The sequence below is a fragment of the Streptomyces sp. NPDC058045 genome (assembly GCF_042885635.1).
Lineage (GTDB): Bacteria > Actinomycetota > Actinomycetes > Streptomycetales > Streptomycetaceae > Streptomyces.
In genome coordinates this window covers 36,586-56,533 of record NZ_JBHVRR010000035.1, presented here as the reverse complement: position 1 = coordinate 56,533, position 19,948 = coordinate 36,586, and the positions used below count along the sequence as shown (strand labels likewise).

At 71.5% G+C, this 19,948-nt stretch carries 9 protein-coding genes and 1 pseudogene; 4 read left to right on the top strand and 6 right to left on the bottom strand.

Going from position 1 to position 19,948, the window contains the following annotated elements; genetic code table 11:
* The first annotated feature begins 278 nt into the window (after window positions 1-278).
* The 3 genes from ACFVST_RS21000 to ACFVST_RS20990 all read left to right on the top strand — a co-directional run bounded on the left by ACFVST_RS21000 (window position 279) and on the right by ACFVST_RS20990 (window position 5,120).
* Entirely contained in the window at window positions 279-1,700 is a 1,422-nt protein-coding gene (locus ACFVST_RS21000) for a cation:dicarboxylate symporter family transporter (protein ID WP_390154023.1), read from the top strand.
* Between the two features lie 212 nt (window positions 1,701-1,912).
* Window positions 1,913-2,692, top strand: coding sequence for a VOC family protein (locus ACFVST_RS20995; RefSeq protein WP_390154021.1), 780 nt, complete (start codon window positions 1,913-1,915; stop codon window positions 2,690-2,692).
* Window positions 2,693-2,903: 211 nt separating this feature from the next.
* Window positions 2,904-5,120, top strand: coding sequence for a HelD family protein (locus ACFVST_RS20990; RefSeq protein WP_390154019.1), 2,217 nt, complete (start codon window positions 2,904-2,906; stop codon window positions 5,118-5,120).
* Between the two features lie 59 nt (window positions 5,121-5,179).
* Here the strand turns inward: ACFVST_RS20990 and glgB are convergent, their stop codons facing one another.
* From glgB to ACFVST_RS20970, 4 genes and pseudogenes are all read right to left on the bottom strand, one after another.
* On the bottom strand, window positions 5,180-7,402 hold the full coding sequence (gene glgB / locus ACFVST_RS20985) for a 1,4-alpha-glucan branching enzyme (RefSeq protein ID WP_390154057.1): 2,223 nt from the start codon (window positions 7,400-7,402) through the stop codon (window positions 5,180-5,182).
* A gap of 173 nt (window positions 7,403-7,575) precedes the next feature.
* Entirely contained in the window at window positions 7,576-9,021 is a 1,446-nt protein-coding gene (locus ACFVST_RS20980; RefSeq protein WP_390154016.1) for a maltokinase, read from the bottom strand.
* A 275-nt stretch (window positions 9,022-9,296) separates the two neighbouring features.
* Window positions 9,297-10,991 (bottom strand): annotated as a pseudogene (treS, locus tag ACFVST_RS20975) (maltose alpha-D-glucosyltransferase); the annotation flags it as partial.
* Entirely contained in the window at window positions 10,988-12,994 is a 2,007-nt protein-coding gene (locus tag ACFVST_RS20970; RefSeq protein ID WP_390154013.1) for an alpha-1,4-glucan--maltose-1-phosphate maltosyltransferase, read from the bottom strand. The gene ACFVST_RS20970 and the pseudogene treS, both read right to left, overlap by 4 nt.
* A 225-nt stretch (window positions 12,995-13,219) precedes the next feature.
* Between ACFVST_RS20970 and glgP the strand changes: the two genes are divergently transcribed.
* The gene (gene glgP, locus ACFVST_RS20965) at window positions 13,220-15,847 is read left to right on the top strand and encodes an alpha-glucan family phosphorylase (RefSeq protein WP_390154010.1); all 2,628 of its coding nucleotides are present in this window, start codon (window positions 13,220-13,222) and stop codon (window positions 15,845-15,847) included.
* A gap of 92 nt (window positions 15,848-15,939) precedes the next feature.
* On the opposite strand, the gene ACFVST_RS20960 is transcribed toward glgP, so the two are convergent.
* Both ACFVST_RS20960 and ACFVST_RS20955 read right to left on the bottom strand, forming a co-directional pair.
* Window positions 15,940-17,529 (bottom strand): M4 family metallopeptidase, encoded by a 1,590-nt coding sequence (locus ACFVST_RS20960; RefSeq protein WP_390154007.1) that lies wholly within the window; start codon window positions 17,527-17,529, stop codon window positions 15,940-15,942.
* Window positions 17,530-17,845: 316 nt separating this feature from the next.
* On the bottom strand, window positions 17,846-19,846 hold the full coding sequence (locus tag ACFVST_RS20955; RefSeq protein WP_390154054.1) for a M4 family metallopeptidase: 2,001 nt from the start codon (window positions 19,844-19,846) through the stop codon (window positions 17,846-17,848).
* Window positions 19,847-19,948 lie beyond the last annotated feature (102 nt).

The following is a 19,948-nucleotide window of genomic DNA, read 5'->3' as shown; positions in this document are numbered from 1 at the left end:
AAATGAACGGAAGGGTGACCGCTCTCACCGGCTGGGAGATAGTCTCCAGGATCCGTCGGGATCACCGCCGCACGGAACGTGATCCGCACGCCAACGCGCCGCGGAGCGTGCGTAGTTGGAGAACCTGAGCCGCACACCTGGGCGAGGGCGCCGCGCACCGGTACTGTCCCGCCCACGCGGGACAGTTCCCGTCGGCCGCTTCTTCGCACCCGGTGTCCGCCGCGTTCGCCGATGCCGTCGTCCATTGCACCCAAGGTTGTACTCAAGGAGGCACAGTCGTGTCCGCTCCGCAGGTGGAGTCCGCCCAGCAGTCCAGGCGGGACCGCACGCACTACCTGTATCTCGCCGTGATCGGCGCAGTAGTCCTCGGCATCATCGTGGGCTTCGCCGCACCCGACTTCGCCGTCGAGCTGAAGCCCTTGGGCACCGGGTTCGTCAACCTGATCAAGATGATGATCTCCCCCATCATCTTCTGCACGATCGTGCTCGGCGTCGGCTCGGTCCGCAAGGCCGCCAAGGTCGGCGCGGTGGGCGGTCTGGCGCTGCTCTACTTCATGGTGATGTCGACGGTGGCGCTGGCCATCGGCCTCATAGTCGGCAATGTGCTGGAGCCCGGCAGCGGCCTCCACCTCACCGAGGCGGTACGGCACGCGGGCGCCGCCCAGGCCGAGGGCGCCTCCGAGTCGACGGTGGACTTCCTGCTCGGCATCATCCCCACCACTCTGGTCTCCGCCTTCACCATGGGCGAGGTCCTCCAGACCCTGCTGGTCGCGCTGCTGGTCGGCTTCGCGCTCCAGGCCCTGGGCAGCGCCGGGCAGCCGGTGCTCAACGGCATCGGGCACATCCAGCGGCTGGTGTTCCGCGTCCTCCAGATGATCATGTGGGCGGCGCCGGTGGGCGCGTTCGGCGCGATGGCGGCCGTGGTCGGCGAGACCGGTGTGGACGCCCTGAAGTCGCTCGCCGTCATCATGGTCGGCTTCTATGTGACCTGTCTGCTCTTCGTCGTGGTGGTCCTGGGCGCGCTGCTGCGGTTCGTCACCGGCGTCAACATCTTCCAGTTGCTGCGCTACCTCGGCCGTGAGTTCCTGCTGATCGTCTCCACCTCCTCGTCCGAGTCGGCGCTGCCGCGGCTGATCGCGAAGATGGAGCACCTCGGTGTGAGCCGCCCCGTCGTCGGCATCACCGTGCCCACCGGGTACTCGTTCAACCTGGACGGCACCGCGATCTACCTGACGATGGCCTCCCTCTTCGTCGCCAACGCGATGGACGCCCCGCTGAACGCGGGCGAGCAGATCTCGCTGCTCCTCTTCATGATCATCGCGTCCAAGGGCGCCGCCGGTGTCACCGGCGCCGGTCTGGCCACCCTGGCCGGCGGCCTCCAGTCGCACCGCCCGGAACTCCTGGACGGCGTCGGCCTGATCGTCGGTATCGACCGCTTCATGAGCGAGGCCCGCGCGCTGACCAACTTCGCCGGCAACGCGGTCGCCACGGTGCTGGTCGGCACCTGGACCAAGGAGATCGACAAGGAGCGCGTCGCCCTGGTCCTCTCCGGCGGCCTGCCCTTCGACGAGTCGACTCTGACCGACGACCACCGCCCCGCCGAGGTCCCGGCGCCCCGCGACGACGAGGCCGCTGCCGGTGACGCCTCCGACGGCGGCTCCCCCGACGGCGACGAGAAGGAGCCCGCCGCCGCCAAGTAGGCCCACCCGCCCCGCAGTTGCGGGGTGCGCCGCCCATGTCCCCGGCGCCCGCCCTGACCTCCGCGTCACGGTCCGGCGTCGGGGACGTGCGCGTTCTCCGGCGCCGTGCCGGGCGGGCGGAACGGCCACCGCACGACAGGTGGCGGGGCCGGTGCCAGAGTGGAGGAGGGGGCCGATGCCTACGCCGACGCCTACGCCGTGGAGGAAGCACCATGCCCGTGGCACACACCCCGTGGAGTCCCGGCACCCCGTGCTGGGTGGACCTGATGACGCGGCACCAGCAGGCCGCCCTCGACTTCTACCGCCCCCTCTTCGGCTGGAGCGGCGACCCCGGTGAGGGCGGCTACGCCGTACTGGAGCGGAACGGGGGAGCGGTGGCCGGGATCGGCTCCGCGCAGGCCGAGGAGGGCCGCCCGGAACCACCGCATGTGTGGACGACCTACCTCGCCTCGGACGACGCCCGGGGCACCGCCCGCCGTATCACCGGCGCCGGCGGCACGGTGGTGGTGGAGCCGCGTGAGATCGGCACCGTCGGCACCATGCTGCTGGCGGCCGATCCCACCGGGGCGGTGTTCGGGGTGTGGCAGGGCGGGGATTTCCCTGGTGCCGGAGTGGTGAACGAACCGGGTGCGGTGATCTGGAACGACTGCGCCACCCGCGATGTGGCGACCGCCGCCGAATTCTACGAGGCGGTATTCGGCCTGGAGGCCAGGCCGGTGCCGGACGGCGGTGGATTCGGGCTGCATCCGGCGGGTGCGGAACGCCCGGTGGGCGGGCTGCGCGACATGGCCGCGAGCGATTATCCGGAGAATGTGCCGCCGCACTGGCTGACCTGTTTCGCGGTGTCCGACACCCCGGCCACCGTGGAGGCCGCCTCCCGCACTGGAGGGCCCGTACTGGCGCCGCCGACGCCCACTCCGTACGGGGTGCTGGCGGTGCTGAGCGATCCGTGGGGCGCGACCTTCGCGGTGATGCAGGTGGCCGAGGAGTAGGTTCCCGGGGCGGTGCAAAGGAAATCCCCCGGCGAATTGACAGCCGGGGGATTTCCTTGGGTATATTGGCTTCTTCGTGTGCGTGGATTTCGCACCTTTCCCATGGCTCCGTAACCGGTTCCGCGATGGGAATTTCAACTGCACGCAGTATATCCGGGCGGGAGTCGTATTGTCAAACCAGCAGCCGCAGAATGCATTGCCGGACACGGAAATGGCCGCCGAACAGGAATTCATCGATCTGCTCCACCGCCAGGTGGACGCGCTGCGCGGCGAGGCGGAGACCGCCGTCGCGGACGCCCTCGCCCCGGTGGGCGGCAACCGGCAGGCGCGGGTGGAGCGCGACATCCAGGTGGCCGAGCGCTCCGGGCTGCTCGCCGCGCTCGACGCCGTCGACGGCTCGCTCTGCTTCGGCCGTATCGACCTCGCCGACGGCACCGGGCACCACATCGGCCGTATCGGGCTGCGCGACGAACCCGACGCGCACGGAGACCGGCGCCCGATCCTGATCGACTGGCGCGCCCCCGTCGCCCGCCCCTTCTACCTGGCCACCGGCCACACCCCCATGGGCCTGCGCCGCCGCCGGCACATCACCACCCGTGACCGCCGGGTCACCACCCTGCACGACGAGTTCCTCGACCCCGCCGACCGGGAACGCACCGGCCACGAGGACCCGTCGGGCGACGCGGTACTGCTCGCCGCGCTGGAGGCGGCCCGCACCGGGCGGATGGGCGACATCGTGCAGACCATCCAGGCCGAGCAGGATCGCATCATCCGCGCCCCGCACCGCGGCGTCCTCGTCGTGGAGGGCGGCCCCGGCACCGGCAAGACCGCCGTCGCCCTGCACCGCGCCGCCTATCTCCTGTACGAGCACCGGGAGTTGCTGGCCCGCCGCGCCGTCCTGGTCGTCGGGCCCAACCCGGCGTTCCTCGGCTATATCGGCGAGGTGCTGCCCTCCCTCGGTGAGACCGGGGTGCTGCTGGCCAGCCCCGGCGAGCTGTACCCCGGGGTGCGCGCCACCGGTACCGACACCCCGCGCGCCGCCGAGGTCAAGGGCCGGGCGGAGATGGCCGGGGTCCTGGCCCGGGCCCTCGCCGACCGGCAGGCACTGCCCGACCCGGTGATCGCCATCGAGCACGACCGCGAGGTGCTGATGCTCGACGCGGACCTGGTACAGGTGGCCCGCGAGCGCACCCGCGCCCTGCGGCTCCCGCACAACGAGGCCCGCGAGCACTTCGAGGGCCTGGTACTGAACGCCCTCACCGACATGCTCGCCGAACGCATCGGCACCGACCCCTACGACGGCTCCAACCTCCTCGACCCCTCCGACATCACCCAGCTCCGCGACGAGCTCGCCGCCAACAGCGAGGTGTGGGCCGCCGTGGACCAACTCTGGCCCCGGCTCACCCCGCAGCGCCTGGTGGCCGACTTCCTCGCCGACCCGGGGCATCTGCCGCCCGGGGACGCGGACGCGATCCGCCGCACCGGTGGGCCCTGGACCCCGGCCGACGTACCGCTGCTGGACGAGGCCGCGGAACTCCTCGGCGAGGACGACCGGGTCGCCCGTGCCGCCGCCGAGCTGGAGCGCCGCGAGCAAGTCGCCTACGCCCAGGGGGTGTTGGACGTGGCGTACGCCTCCCGCACCTATGAGTTCGAGGACCGGGGCGATGAGGAGTCCGAGGTGCTGGGCGTACAGGACCTGGTGGATGCGGAGCGGATGGCGGAGCGGCACCAGGAGGCCGACCACCGCACCGCGGCGGAACGTGCCGCGGCGGACCGCACCTGGGCGTTCGGCCACATCATCGTGGACGAGGCGCAGGAGTTGTCGCCGATGGTGTGGCGGCTGCTGATGCGGCGCTGCCCGACCCGCTCCATGACCCTGGTGGGCGACCCGGTGCAGACCTCGGAAGAGGCGGGGGTCGGCTCCTGGCGGGAGATCCTGGCGCCCTATGTCGGGGACCGCTGGGAGCACACCCGGCTCGGCGTCAACTACCGCACCCCGGCCGAGATCATGGAGCTGGCGGCCGCGGTGGTCCGCGCCGAGCAGCCCGCCTTCGCACCACCCGCCTCGGTACGCTCCACCGGCACCCGACCCGAGTATCTGCCGTGCGGGCCAGGGGAGTTGGGCGAGGCGACGGCCCGGCTGGCGGAGCGGCTGGCGCCCGCCGAGGGGCGGCTGGCGGTGATCGCGCCCCGCGAGCTGCACCCGGTGCTCGCCGACTCCCTGCCCGAGGTCACCGCGGGCGCGGAGCCCGATCTGACCCGGCCGCTGGTCCTGCTGACTCCCCGTCAGGCCAAGGGACTTGAGTTCGACTCGGTGGTGGTGGTCGAGCCGGGCGGGTACCGCACCAGCGATCTGTATGTGGCACTGACCCGGGCCACCCGCGCGCTGGGCGTGGTGCACACCGGGAGCCTTCCGGCCGGTATGTAGCGGGCGGAACCACCGAAAGGGGGAGGGTCCCGGGACCCTCCCCCTTTCCGTGGCCGTGGTCAGGCGGGGCGCAGCCAGACGGTGGCGAGCGGCGGCAGGGTCAGCCGCAGGGTGCCCCGGCCGCCGTGTGCAGGCGCCGGATCGGGCTTCAGGGGACCGGAGTTGGCCACCCCGGAGCCGCCATACCGCTCCTCGTCGGTGTTCAGCACCTCCTGCCAGCCGGGGACCTCGCCGGGGACGCCCAGCGGGTAGTCGTGGCGGACCACCGGGGAGAAGTTGGACACCGAGAGCAGCGGGGCGCCGTGTGCGTCGTGCCGCAGGAAGGCGAAGACATTGTCCTCCCAGGCGTCGCCCACCACCCAGGTGAAGCCCGCCGGTTCGGTGTCCCGCTCCCACAGCGCCGGCTCGCGCCGGTACACCGCGTTCAGATCCCGCACCAGGTCCCGCACACCCCGGTGGTCGGGCTCCGCGGAGTACGCCGGGTCGAGCAGCCACCAGTCCGGTCCGTGGCCCTCGGACCACTCCGCGCCCTGGGCGAACTCCTGCCCCATGAAGAGGAGTTGCTTGCCCGGGTGGGCCCACATGAAGCCCAGATAGGCACGGTGGTCGGCACGCCGCTGCCACCAGTCACCCGGCATCTTCGAGACCAGCGCCTGCTTGCCGTGCACCACCTCGTCGTGCGAGATCGGCAGTACGTAGTTCTCGCTGTACGCGTACACCATCGAGAAGGTCATCTCGTTGTGGTGGTACTTGCGGTGCACCGGCTCGTGCTCGACATAGCCCAGGGAGTCGTGCATCCAGCCCATGTTCCACTTCAGCCCGAAGCCGAGGCCGCCGAAGCCGCCGGGGCCGGTGACATGGGTGGGGCGGGTGACACCGTCCCAGGCGGTGGACTCCTCCGCGATGGTCACCACCCCGGGCACCCGGCGGTAGACGGTGGCGTTCATCTCCTGGAGGAAGGACACCGCGTCGAGGTTCTCCCGCCCGCCGAACTCATTGGGCGCCCAACTCCCGTCCTCCCGCGAGTAGTCGAGGTAGAGCATGGAGGCCACCGCGTCCACCCGCAGCCCGTCGATATGGAACTCCTCGCACCAGTACACCGCGTTGGCGACCAGGAAGTTGCGCACCTCGGTCCGGCCGTAGTCGAACTCCAGGGTGCCCCAGTCGGGGTGGGCCGCGCGGGACGGGTCGGAGTGCTCGTACAGCGGGCGGCCGTCGAACTCGGCGAGGGCCCAGTCGTCGCGCGGGAAGTGGGCCGGCACCCAGTCCATCAGCACCCCGATACCGGCCCGGTGCAGCGAGTCGACCAGATGGCGGAAGTCGTCCGGGGTGCCCATCCGGGAGGTCGGCGCGTAGAAACCGGTGACCTGGTACCCCCAGGAGCCGCCGAACGGATGCTCCGCCACCGGCATCAGCTCGACATGGGTGAACCCCAAGTCCGCGACATACGCGGGCAGTTGCTCAGCAAGCTGACGATACGTCAACCCGGGCCGCCAGGACGGGAGATGGACCTCGTAGACGGAGAACGGCGCCTCGTGCACCCGGCGTTCGCCCCGCCGCGCCAGCCACTCCGCGTCGCCCCAGGTGTGGTGCGAGGCGTCCACCACGGAGGCGGTCGCGGGCGGCACCTCGGTACGGCGGGCCATCGGGTCGGCGCGTACCGTGTGCGAGCCGTCGGGCCGGGTGAGGTCGAACTTGTACAACTCGCCCTCGCCGACGCCCGGTACGAACAGCTCCCACACCCCTGTGGAGCCCAGCGAGCGCATCGGGAAGCCGGTCCCGTCCCAGTAGTTGAACCCGCCGGTCACCCGCACACCCTGCGCGTTCGGCGCCCATACGGTGAAGCGGGTGCCGGTCACACCCTGGTGGGTCATCGGCCGGGCCCCCAGCGCCCGCCACAGCTCCTCGTGCCGCCCCTCCCCGATCAGGTGCAGGTCCAACTCGCCCAGCGCGGGCAGCAGTCGGTACGGGTCGTCCGTCTCCAGCGGGGCGGCGGGGTCGCCGTAGACGATGCGCAGCCGGTAGCCGGGCACCGTGTCGCGGGGGAGGACGGTGGCGAAGAACCCCTCGCCGTCGTCGCGGAGTTGGGCGGTGCTGCCGTCGTCGAGGAGAGCGGTGACGGCGTCCGCGCAGGGCCGCAGCACCCGGAGTGCGACCCGGCCGCCGGGCAGCGGATGGGCGCCGAGGACCGAGTGCGGGTCATGGTGCGCCCCGGCGAGCAACCGCCCCCGGTCGTAGGGGTGCAGGGCTCCGGGCGCCAGCACCTCCGGGGCGGCCCCCACCGCTTCCGGGGCCTTGGCCGACTTGCCGGACTTCTTCGAACCGGCCCCGTCGGCAGGCCTGTTGGGCTTCTCGTCGGCCTGCTTGGAGCTCCGGGCCGACTTGGCGGTACGGGTCGTACGGGTGGTGGGGCGGGACGGTGGGGTCACGGGGGAAGCCTCCTCGGCCAGGGGGATCAGTCAGGGTCTGCGGCGGCCAGGCGGTTTATCGCCGCCAGCGGCACCGGCAGCCAGTCGGGGCGGTGCCGGGCCTCGTACAGCACCTCGTAGACCGCCTTGTCCGTCTCGTACGCCCGCAGCAGCACCGGCTCGGCGCGCGGGTCGCGGCCGGAGACCTCGGCGTATCCCGCGCAGTACGCGGCACGGCAGCCGGCGGCCCAGTCGGGCGCCCAGGGGCGGTGCGAGCGGGCCGCGTAGTCGAAGGAGCGCAGCATCCCGGCGATGTCGCGGACGGGGGGCTGCGGCAGGACGCGCTCCGGCAGCGGCCGCACCGGCTCCCCCTCGAAGTCGATCAGCGACCAGTGGCCGGACGGCGCCCGCAGGCACTGCCCCAGATGGAGATCGCCGTGCACCCGCTGGGCGGCCCAGGTGCTGCCGTCCGCGGCGTGCGCGGCCAGCGCCTCGAAGCGGGCCCGCAGCCCCGGCGCACAGGGCCGCAGCGCCGGTACCTCCTCAACTGCCGCCTCCAGACGGCGAGTCATGCCCGCCGCCAGCTCCGCCACCTCGGCCCGGCCCAGGGCGCGCACCGGCAGGGCGGCGGCGAGCGCGGTGTGCACCTCGGCGGTGGCCCGGCCCAGCGCCCGCGCCTCGCTATGGAAGTCCTCGCCCTTGGACAGCTCGCCGAGGGCCAACTCCCAGCCGTCCGCCGCCCCCTTGAGGTAGGGCTGGAGCACGCCGAGAACGAGGGTGCGGGCGTCGGGTTCCGCCGGGGCGGGGGCGGCGGGGTGCCCGGTCCTTGAGGTGATCCAGGCGGCGGGGGTGGGCACCCGGGGGCAGGCCGACCGGGCCAGCGCGCGCGGCAGTTCCAGGTCCGGATTGACGCCGGGCACGATCCGCCGGAACAGCTTGAGGATGAACGAATCCCCGTACACCAGCGAGGAGTTGGACTGCTCACCGCCGAGGACGCGCGGTACCAGGCCGGTCGGCAGGTCGATGGCGGTGTCCCGGTCGAAGCGGAGTTGGCCGACCCGGGCCTGGCTGCGCAGTGCCTCGAAGAGGATTTCGGCGGGCCGGGGGTCGTAGAGGCCCTCGTAGAGGATGCGGCCGGCGAGGGGGCCGTGCGGGACCCGGCCGATGCGGGCGGGGGCGAGGTGCGGGGGGAGGGTGTCGCGGACGCCGAGGACCAACTGGTAGCAGTCGGCGGGGAGTTCGGCGTCGGAGTGGCCCGGCAGCGGCGGCTGTTCGGCCCGTACCAGCAGGTGCAGCAGTCCGGGGTGGCCGGGGCGGGGGCCGGGCGGGAGGAGTTCGGTGGCCGAGACCAGGGAGAGGCCGGTGACGGGGCGGCCCTTGCCGGCGAACCAGCGCTGCCGCGGCAGCCAGGGCAGCAGCAGCGGTTCCAGCGAGTCGAGCAGGCCGGGGCGGGAGACTGCGGGCTGGCCCGGATCTGTGACGGCTTCCGACATTTCAGTCGCGTCCTTTCCCCGGGCCCACCACCGGAGTCGCGCGTCAGTGTCCCGGAATATGCCAATAAAGGGTGCGGCCGTACGGGACGGGCCGGGCCCTGGTGCGGGCGGTCGCGGCCCGCACCGGGGATCCCGGCCGCCTAACGCCCGGGTCCTGTCCGGGGGGTCCCGCCGTTGCCCGGCGCGCCCGCCCCGTCGGCCGTGTCCCCGGCCTGGGCCGCGGGCACCGTCACGGTGGCGTTTCCGGTGGCCTGCACCGTCTCCCCGGCCGGTACCGGGCCCGTGCGGAGGCGGAACCAGTAGAAGCCGTGCCCGGCGAGGGTGAGCAGATACGGCAGTTCGCCGATGGCGGGGAAGCGGACCCCGCCGATCAGCTCCACCGGGTGCCGTCCCTCGTAGGTGCTCAGGTCCAGTTCGGTGGGCTGGGCGAAGCGGGAGAAGTTGTGCACACAGAGCACCAGGTCGTCACCGTGCTCGCGGAGGAAGGCGAGCACCGCGGGGTTGGACGACTGGAGTTCGGTGTAGGTGCCGAGGCCGAACGCCGGGTTCTGCTTGCGGATCTCGATCATGCGGCGGGTCCAGTGCAGCAGTGAGGACGGCGAGGACATGGACGCCTCGACGTTGGTCACCTGGTAGCCGTAGACCGGGTCCATGATGGTCGGCAGGGAGAGCCGCCCGGGGTCGCAGGAGGAGAAGCCGGCGTTGCGGTCCGGGGTCCACTGCATGGGGGTGCGGACCGCGTCGCGGTCGCCGAGCCAGATGTTGTCGCCCATGCCGATCTCGTCGCCGTAGTAGAGGATCGGCGAGCCGGGCAGGGACAGCAGCAGGGCGGTGAACAGCTCGATCTGGTTGCGGTCGTTGTCGAGGAGCGGGGCGAGGCGGCGGCGGATGCCGATGTTGGCCCGCATCCGCGGATCCTTGGCGTACTCCGCGTACATGTAGTCGCGTTCCTCGTCGGTGACCATCTCCAGGGTCAGCTCGTCGTGGTTGCGCAGGAAGATGCCCCACTGGCAACCGGACGGGATCTGGGGGGTCTTGGCGAGGATCTCGGAGACCGGGTAGCGCGATTCGCGGCGTACCGCCATGAAGATCCGCGGCATCACCGGGAAGTGGAACGCCATATGGCACTCGTCGCCACCCTTGGTGTAGTCGCCGAAGTAGTCGACGACGTCCTCCGGCCACTGGTTGGCCTCGGCGAGCAGCACGGTGTCCGGGTAGTTGGCGTCGATCTCGGCGCGTACCCGCCGCAGCATCTCGTGGGTGGCGGGCAGGTTCTCGCAGTTGGTGCCCTCCTCGGCGTACAGGTAGGGCACCGCGTCCAGGCGGAAGCCGTCGATGCCGAGGTCCAGCCAGAACTTGAGGGCGGCGATGATCTCCTCCTGCACCTTGGGGTTCTCGTAGTTGAGATCCGGCTGGTGGGAGAAGAAGCGGTGCCAGTAGTACTGCTGCCGCACCGGGTCGAAGGTCCAGTTGGAGGCCTCGGTATCGACGAAGATGATGCGGGCGTCGGGGTACTGCTTGTCGTCGTCGGCCCAGACGTAGTAGTCGCCGTAGGGGCCCTCGGGGTCCTCGCGGGAGGACTGGAACCACGGGTGCTGGTCGCTGGTGTGGTTCATGACGAAGTCGATGATGACCCGCATACCGCGCTGGTGTGCCGAGTCCACGAACTCCACGAAGTCGGCCAGGTCGCCGAAGTCGGGGAGGACCGAGGTGTAGTCGGCGACGTCGTAACCGCCGTCGCGCAGGGGGGACTTGAAGAACGGCGGGAGCCAGAGGCAGTCCACGCCGAGCCACTGGAGGTAGTCGAGTTTGGCGGTGATGCCCTTGAGGTCGCCGATGCCGTCGCCGTTGCTGTCCTGGAAGGAGCGGACCAGGACCTCGTAGAAGACGGCGCGCTTGAACCACTCCGGATCCCGGTCGCGCGCGGGGGTGTCCTCGAACGTGTCCGGGACGGGCTCGTTGACGATCATGATGTGGGTGACCCTCCGGTCGGCGGGGACGGTCGCAGGACGGTGAGCACGTGTGCGGGCGCCCGGCCGGGCTCCAGCCGCACGTAGTTGGTCCTGCCCCAGTGATAGGTCTCGCCGGTGAGCTCGTCGCGCACCGACAGGGGTTCGTGCCAGTCGAGCCCCAGTTGCGGCATGTCCAACGAGACCGTGGCCTCCTGGGCGTGGTGCGGGTCCAGGTTGGCGACCACGAGCACGGTGTTGGTGCCGTGCGTACCTGCCGCCGACTTCGAGTAGGCGATCACCGAGTCCTGGTCGGTGTGGTGGAAGTGCAGGTTACGCAGTTGTTGCAGCGCCGGGTTGCGGCGCCGGATCCGGTTGAGGGAGGTGAGGAGCGGGGCGATCGAGCGTCCCTCGCGCTCGGCCGCCTCCCAGTCCCGCGGGCGCAGTTCGTACTTCTCCGAGTGGAGGTACTCCTCGCCGCCCTCGGCCGCCGCCGTCGCCTCGCACAGCTCGAAGCCGCTGTAGACGCCCCAGGAGGGGGAGAGGGTGGCGGCGAGCACGGCCCGCACCTCGAAGGCGGGACGGCCGCCGTGCTGGAGGTAGGCGTGCAGGATGTCCGGGGTGTTCACAAAGAGGTTGGGGCGCATGAACTCGGCGCACTCACCGGCGAGTTCGGTGAGGTACTCGGTCAGTTCCGGCTTGGTGGTGCGCCAGGTGAAGTAGGTGTACGACTGCTGGAAGCCGATGGCGCCGAGGGTGCGCATCATCGCGGGCCGGGTGAAGGCCTCGGCGAGGAACACCACGTCCGGGTCGGTGCGGTTGATGTCGGCGAGCACCTGCTGCCAGAACACCACCGGTTTGGTGTGCGGGTTGTCCACCCGGAAGATCCGCACCCCGCGGTCCATCCAGAACCGCAGGACGCGCAGGGTCTCGGCCACCAGCCCGGGCATGTCCGCGTCGAAGGCCAGCGGATAGATGTCCTGGTACTTCTTCGGCGGGTTCTCCGCGTAGGCGATGCTGCCGTCGGGCCGGTGGTGGAACCACTCGGGGTGCTCGGTGACCCAGGGGTGGTCGGGGGAGCACTGGAGGGCGAAGTCGAGGGCGATCTCCAGGCGCAGTTCGGCCGCCCGGCGGACGAAGGCGTCGAAGTCGTCCAGGGTGCCGAGGTCGGGGTGGACCGCGTCGTGCCCGCCGTCCGCCGAGCCGATCGCCCAGGGCACACCCACGTCGTGCGGGCCCGCGGTCAGGGTGTTGCCGGGGCCCTTGCGGTGGGTGGTGCCGATGGGGTGGATGGGCGGCAGGTACACCACGTCGAAGCCCATCGCGGCGATCGCGGGCAGCCGTTCGGCGGCGGTGCGGAAGGTGCCGCTGACGGGGGCCGCGCCCGGTCGCAGCCGGGCGCCCTCGGAGCGGGGGAAGAACTCGTACCAGGAGCCGAAGAGGGCGCGGGGGCGTTCCACCTGGACGGCCAACTTCGGTGCGGTGGAGACCAGTTCGCGCAGCGGGTGGCGGGTGAGGATCTCGTCCACCGCGGGGTCCAGGGCGGCGGCGAGGCGGTCGGTTGCCGGGCGGGCGGTGTCGCGGAGGGTGTCGGCGGCGGCGAGTACCGCCTCGCGGCGGCCGCGGCTCTTGGGGACGCCGGCGGCGGCCCGCTCGTACAGTTCGGCGCCCTCGGCGCAGACGAGTTCGGTGTCGACACCGGCCGGGATCTTGATGCCCGCGGTGTGCCGCCAGGTGCCGAGCGGATCGCTCCAGGCCTCCACGGTGTACGTCCAGCGGCCCTCGGTGGGGATGCTGACGGTGGCGCCCCAGCGGTCGGTGCCGGGGGCGAGTTCGCGCAGCGGGGTCCAGGGGCCGCCGCGACCGCCGGGGCCGCGCAGCACCACGTTGGCGGCGACCGCGTCATGGCCCTCGCGGAAGACGGTGGCGCTGATCTCGAAAGCCTCACCGGCCACCGCCTTGGCCGGCCGCCGGCCGCAGTCGACTCGGGGGCGGACGTCCAGAACGGGGATACGGCCGATCATGAATTCACCTGGGGGCTCTACAACGGAGGACGGCTGGGGGAATTGCGAGTTTTGCCCTTTTTATCTGTGTTGACGACTCACGCGCCGAGGGCATCGCCGCTGCTGTCCGCGTTCACTCATTCGGAGCCCCGCCCGGGAACCAGGCCGTGTCAGGCCCCCGCTGTCGGGCCACGCCGCGCGCCGTGCCTCCGCCGAAGCCGCCCGAGTCGTTGCAAAGGTGGACAGGTGAAGGCAATCCGTCGATTCACCGTCCGACCGGTGCTCCCCGAACCCCTGCGGCCGCTCAGCAGGCTGGCCCGCAACCTCCGTTGGTCCTGGCACCCCGCCACCCGCGACCTGTTCGCCGCCGCCGACCCCGAACGCGGGCCCGGGAGCGGCGACGACCCGGTCCGCCTGCTGGGCGGCATCCCGCACACCCGACTCGCCGAACTCGCCGAGGACCAGGGCTTCCTGGCCCGCCTCGCCGAGGCCGACGCCGACCTCACCGCGTACACCACCGGCGACCGCTGGTACCAGCGCCAGGAAGGCCGACTCCCCGCCGCCGTCGCCTACTTCAGCCCCGAATTCGGCATCACCGCGGCCCTGCCGCAGTATTCGGGCGGGCTCGGCATCCTCGCCGGCGACCACCTCAAGGCCGCCAGCGATCTCGGCCTGCCGCTGATCGGCGTCGGACTCCTCTACCGGCACGGCTACTTCCGCCAGACCCTCTCCCGCGAAGGCTGGCAGCAGGAGCACTATCCGGTCCTCGACCCGCACGAACTCCCGCTCACCGCACTGCGCGAGAAGGACGGCAGCGACACCCGGATCTCCCTCGCGCTGCCCGGCGGCGGGCGGCTGCACGCCCGGATCTGGCTCGCGCAGGTCGGCCGCGTCCCGCTGCTGCTGCTCGACTCCGGCGTGGAGGAGAACGGCGCCCGCGAACGCGACGTCACCGACCGGCTCTACGGCGGCGGCAGTGAACACCGGCTCCAGCAGGAGATGCTGCTCGGCATGGGCGGGGTGCGCGCGGTCCGCGCCTACTGCCGGCTCACCGGGCACGCCGCTCCCGAGGTTTTCCACACCAACGAGGGCCACGCCGGCTTCCTCGGCCTGGAGCGTATCCACGAACTCGCCGCGCAGGGACTGGAATTCGACGCCGCGCTGGAGAAGGTGCGGGCCGGCACCGTGTTCACCACCCACACCCCGGTGCCCGCCGGGATCGACCGCTTCGACGCCGGACTCGTCGCCCGCCATTTCGAGGCGGAACTCCCCGGCGTCGACACCGACCGCATCCTCGCCCTCGGCCGGGAGACCTACCCCGGCGGCGAACCCGGTCTGTTCAACATGGCCGTGATGGGACTGCGGCTCGCCCAGCGCGCCAACGGCGTCTCGCTGCTGCACGGCGAGGTCTCCCGGGAGATGTTCGCCGGACTCTGGCCCGGCTTCGACCCGCACGAGGTGCCCATCACCTCCGTCACCAACGGGGTGCACGCCCCCACCTGGGTCGCCCCCGAGGTGTTCCGCCTCGGCGCCCGGCAGGCCGGACCCGGCCGTACCGAGGAGGCGCTCACCGTGGGCGAGGACGCCCGCTGGGACGCCGTCGCCGACATCCCCGGCCGGGACGTCTTCGAGCTGCGCCGCACCCTGCGCGCCCGGCTGGTCACCGAGGTCCGCGCCCGGCTGCGGGACTCCTGGCGCCAACGCGGCGCCGCACCCGCCGAGTTGGGCTGGATCGACGACGTCCTCGACCCCGGGGTCCTCACCATCGGCTTCGCCCGCCGCGTCCCCTCCTACAAGCGGCTCACCCTGATGCTGCGGGACCGGGCGCGCCTCACCGAACTGCTGCTCCACCCCGAGCACCCGGTGCAGATCGTCGTCGCGGGCAAGGCGCACCCCGCGGACGACGGCGGCAAGCGCCTCATCCAGGAACTGGTCCGCTTCGCCGACGACCCGAAGGTCCGCCACCGCATCGTCTTCCTGCCCGACTACGGCATGGCGATGGCGCAGAAGCTGTACCCGGGCTGCGACGTCTGGCTCAACAACCCGCTGCGCCCGCTGGAGGCCTGCGGCACCTCCGGGATGAAGGCGGCGCTCAACGGCTGCCTCAACCTGTCGGTCCTGGACGGCTGGTGGGACGAGTGGTTCGAGCCGGACTTCGGCTGGGCCGTGCCCACCGCCGACGGCGGCGGCCCGATGGACGCCGAACGCCGCGACGACCTGGAGGCGCAGGCCCTCTACGAACTGCTGGAGCAGCGCATCGCACCCCGCTTCTACGAACGCGGCCCCGAGGGACTGCCGGACCGCTGGCTGGAGATGGTCCGCCGCACCCTCACCCACCTCGGCCCCAAGGTGCTGGCCGGCCGCATGGTCCGGGAGTACGTGGAGCGGCTGTACGCCCCCGCGGCCCGCGCCCACCGCGCACTCACCCCGGACGCCGCCCGTGCCCTGGCGAGTTGGAAGGACCGGGTGCGCACCGCCTGGCCGCGGGTGGCCGTGGACCATGTGGAGGCCGCGGCCGCCGGCTCGGGCCAGGTCACCGCGGAGCTGGGCGCGACGCATCCGCTGCGGGTCCGGGTCAGCCTGGGCGAGTTGGGCCCGGACGATGTGGAGGTGCAGGCGGTCGCCGGGCGGGTGGACGCGGAGGACCGCATCCGGGACGCCGCGCCGTTCCCGCTGAAGCCGGTCGCCGGGCCCGACCTGGACGGCCGCTGGACCTACGAGGGCCCGCTCACCCTCGGCCGTACCGGCCCGTTCGGCTACACGGTGCGCGTACTGCCGGCCCACCCCCGGCTCGCCTCCCCGGCCGAACTCGGCCTGGCCGCACTGCCGCGGGACACCGTGGCGGGCGACGGGCACGGGGTGCCGCTGCGCTGAGCCGCGGCACCGCGCGCACGCCGGAGGGCGGCACCCCCAGGGGGTGCCGCCCTCGGTGCCGCCGGGGCCGGTCCCGGCGGCGGTGGGCTCGGTCAGCCCTTGACGTTGACGCCGGCCCAGGCCGCGTCGACGCCCTTGTACTCGGCGGAGTCCGCGCCGTACAGGTCCTTCGCCGCGTCCAGCGTGGCGGTGCGGGCCGCCGCGTAGTCCGTGGTGGAGGTCATGTACTCGGTGAGGGCCTTGTACCAGACCTGCTCGGCCTTGTCGCGGCCGATGCCCTCGACCTTCTCGCCGTTGGAGGTCGGCGAGTCGTAGTCGACACCGTTGATGCTCTTCGGGCCGCTGCCCTCGGACAGCAGGTAGAAGAAGTGGTTGGCGATGCCGGAGGAGTAGTGCACGTCGACGTTGCCGGCGTCCGCGCTCCACTCGTCGAGGGACGAGCCGTCCTTGCTCGGCTTGTCCATGTAGCGCAGCGGCGTGCCGTCGCCGTTGATGTCGATCTTCTCGCCGATGAGGTAGTCGCCGACGTCCTCGGAGTTGTCCGCGTAGAACTCCACGGAGGTGCCGAAGATGTCCGAGGTGGCCTCGTTGAGGCCGCCGGACTCGCCGCTGTACTCCAGGCCGGCGGTGGCCGCGGTGACGCCGTGCGACATCTCGTGCGCCGCCACGTCCAGGGCGGTCAGCGGGGCCTTGTTGCCCTCGCCGTCGCCGTAGGTCATGCAGAAGCAGCTGTCGTCCCAGAAGGCGTTGACGTAGTTGTCGCCGTAGTGGACGCGGGAGTAGGCGCCCTTGCCGTCGCCGTTGATGCCGGAGCGGCCGAAGGACTCCTTGTAGAAGTCCCAGGTCTTGGCGGCGCCGTAGTGGGCGTCGACGGCGGCGGTGGCGGCGTCCTCGACGGTGCCGTCGCCCCACTTGTCGTCGTCGTCGGTGAAGAGCTTGCCCTGGCCGGACTCGCCGTTCTCCAGGTTGTACGTGCTGTGGCCGCCGCGGTCCTCGTCGGTCATCTCGAAGCCGCTGCTGCCCTGCTTGGTGCCCAGCTCGACGGAGCCGCTGAACTCGCTCTCGCCGGTGCCGGTCTTGATCTCGTCGAAGCTGAACAGCTTCTTGCCGGTGGCAGCGTCGGTGATGACGTGCATCCGGCTCGGAGTGCCGTCCTTCTTGGTGGACTTGACGACCTTCTCGTACGCCAGCTTCGCCGAGCCCTGGGCGGCCCAGACGACCTTGCGGGCGCCCTCGGGAGCGGCCTCGGCGGCGAGCGAGCCGGCGCCGGTGGCCACCTTGACGGACTTGGCCGAGGAGGCGTGGGTGACGCTCTTGGTCTTGCCCGCCGAGGTGCGGTGCACGATCAGGTCGCCGCCGAGGACGGGCATCCCGTCGAAGGTGCGCTCGTAGCGGGTGTGGGTGGTGCCGTTGCGGTCCTTGACCACGTCCTTGACGACGAGCTTCTCCTTGGCGCCGAGACCGATCTCGGCGGCCGTGCTCGCGGTGTCGGCCTGCGCCGACTTGACCAGGCTCGCGTGCTCGGCGGCGGAGATGTTCGCGGGTGCGGCGGCCAGGGCGCGAAGGTTCTGCGGGGCCGGCTGCGCGGACGCGGTGGAGAGTCCGGAGGCGAGGAGAGCGCCGGCGGCCACGGTGGTGGCGATGGCCAGGGTCTTGCCTCTGCGGGATATGTGGGGGGTCACGCAGACTCCTTGTGTGTCGTTGTATGCCGTCGGGCGTGGGGGCCGTCGGGCGGACAAGGTGTGGTGCGGTGGGCCGCGGGAGTCCTGGGACTCAGGTGGCCGGTACGACTCGAACACCGTGCACCCTGTCATCTACGCGCGTACATGTCAGGAGGGGGCAAGCAGGTTGGCCGAATTTTTTACTCTTCAGTAAGGAGCTGTATGCGAACTGCGGACACAACTGGGGCACCGCGGCCGGGAGTTGAGGCTCCCGGGCGCGATGCCCCGATGGTGGTCGCCCGGCCGGATCAGGCCGGCGGGCGGGTGTTCACCGGACTCAGAACTCCAGCTTCCAGCTGTTGATGTATCCGGTGTCGCCCGAGTAGACGTCCTGGACCCGCAACTTCCAGTTGCCGTTCCCGTTCACCGAGGAGGCGTCCACGGTCCAGGTGCCCTTCACGTCGTCGGCCGAGTCGTAGATGCTGGCCGACTTCAGCCGGGCGTAGGCACCGTTCGGCGCGACCAGGTCGACGTTCAGGTCGCCGCGCCAGGTGTGCCGGATGTCCACCGTCACCTTGAGGTTCTTGGGCGCCTTGCCGCCGATGCCGGTGACCTTGATGGTGGAGGTCGCGGTGCCGGGGTCCGGGATGTCGACGCGGGTCTTGTTCTCGAACACCTTGCCCGTCGGGTCGCCCGGGCCGGGGTCGCCCGGGTCGCCGCCGCCGTCCCGCGAGCCCACGTTCACGCCGGCCCATGCCTCGCCGACGGCCTTGTACTCGGCGGAGTCCGCGCCGTACAGGTCCTTCGCCGCGTCCAGGGTGCCGGTGCGGGCCGCCGCGTAGTTCGTGGTGCTGGTGAACTTCTCGGTGAGCGCCTTGTACCAGACCTGAAGGGCCTTGTCCCGGCCGATGCCGGTGACCGGGAGGCCGTCGGAGGTCGGGGAGTCGTAGTCGACGCCGTCGATGGTCTTCTTTCCGCTGCCCTCGGAGAGCAGGTAGAAGAAGTGGTTGGCGATGCCGGACGAGTAGTGCACGTCGACGTTGCCGGCGTTGGAGCTCCAGTTGTCCAGCGAGGCGCCGTCCTTGCTGGGCTTGTCCATGTAGCGCAGCGGCGAGCCGTCGCCCCGGATGTCGATCTTCTCACCGATGAGGTAGTCGCCCTTGTCGGTGGGGTTGCTCGCGTAGAACTCGACGCCGGTGCCGAAGATGTCCGAGGTGGCCTCGTTCAGGCCGCCGGACTCGCCGCTGTACACCAGGCCCGCGGTGGCCGCGGTGACGCCGTGCGTCATCTCGTGGCCGGCCACGTCGATCGCGGTCAGCGGCGCCTTGTCGCCCTGGCCGTCGCCGTAGGTCATGCAGAAGCAGCTGTCGTCCCAGAAGGCGTTGACGTACGCCTTGCCGTAGTGGACTCGGGAGTAGGCGGCCTTGCCGTCGCCCTTGATACCGGAGCGGCCGAAGGTGTCCTTGTAGAAGTCCCAGGTCTTGGCGGCGCCGTAGTGCGCGTCGACCCCGGCGGTCTGGGCGTTGGCCGCGGTGCCGTCGCCCCAGTCGTTGTCGTCGTCGGTGAAGAGGGTGCCCTGCCCGGACGTGCCGTGCTTCAGGTCGTACGTCTTGTGGCCGCCGCGGTCCGCGTCGTCCATCGTGTACGAGGAGCCGGAGCCCGAGGTGGTGATCTCGACGTCACCGCTGTAGGTGGAGTGGCCGGTGCCGGTGGCGTTCTGGATGGCCTGCCACTGGTAGATCTGCTTGCCGGTGGAGGCGTCGGTGATGACGTGGAGCTGGTTGGGCGTGCCGTCCTCCTGGAGCCCGCCGACGACGGTCTCGTAGGCGAGGACGGGGGCGCCGCCGGCCAGCCAGACCACCTTGCGGGGCGCCTGGTCGGCGGTGGCGCGGTCGGCGCCGGCGGCCTTGGCCAGGCCCAGCGCCTTCTTCTCGGCGACCGCCGGACGCACCGCGGCCTTGGTGTCGACGTGCTTCAGCTCCGCCTGGGCGGCGTGGGTGACGTCGGCGGTCGCACCGGACTTGGTGGTCTGCACGACGAGGTCGCCACCGAGCACCGGGAGGCCGGCGTAGGTGCGCTCGTAGCGGGTGTGGGTGGTGCCGTCGGCGTCCTTCACGACGTCCTTGACGACGAGCTTCTGCTGCGCGCCGAGGCCCAGGTCCTTCGCGGTGCCGGCGATGCCGGCCTCGGCGTCACGGAGCAGTTCGGCGCGCTGCGAGGGGGAGAGCTTGAGCGGGAGGGCTCCCTTGTCGGCCTTGCCGGTGAGCGGCAGCGGCTGCTTGGCGGGCGCTGCCGAGTCGGCGGACGCGGAGCCGGTCTGCACGGCCACCGAGAGCATCGCGGCGACGGCGACCAGGGCTCCGGCGGCGGCGCGGCGACGGCCGGCCGCTATGGAGGTTCGTCTTTGTGTGGGGCTGCTCAACACGAACTCCTTCTGGGC

Excerpts from the sequence above, each read along its gene's own strand:
- ACFVST_RS20995 (WP_390154021.1), top strand. The coding sequence starts at position 1,913 with ATGCCCGTGGCACACACCCCGTGGAGTCCCGGCACCCCGTGCTGGGTG.
- ACFVST_RS20990 (WP_390154019.1), top strand. The coding sequence starts at position 2,904 with ATGGCCGCCGAACAGGAATTCATCGATCTGCTCCACCGCCAGGTGGAC.
- ACFVST_RS20980 (WP_390154016.1), bottom strand. The coding sequence starts at position 9,021 with ATGTCGGAAGCCGTCACAGATCCGGGCCAGCCCGCAGTCTCCCGCCCC.
- ACFVST_RS20970 (WP_390154013.1), bottom strand. The coding sequence starts at position 12,994 with ATGATCGGCCGTATCCCCGTTCTGGACGTCCGCCCCCGAGTCGACTGC.
- ACFVST_RS20955 (WP_390154054.1), bottom strand. The coding sequence starts at position 19,846 with ATGCTCTCGGTGGCCGTGCAGACCGGCTCCGCGTCCGCCGACTCGGCA.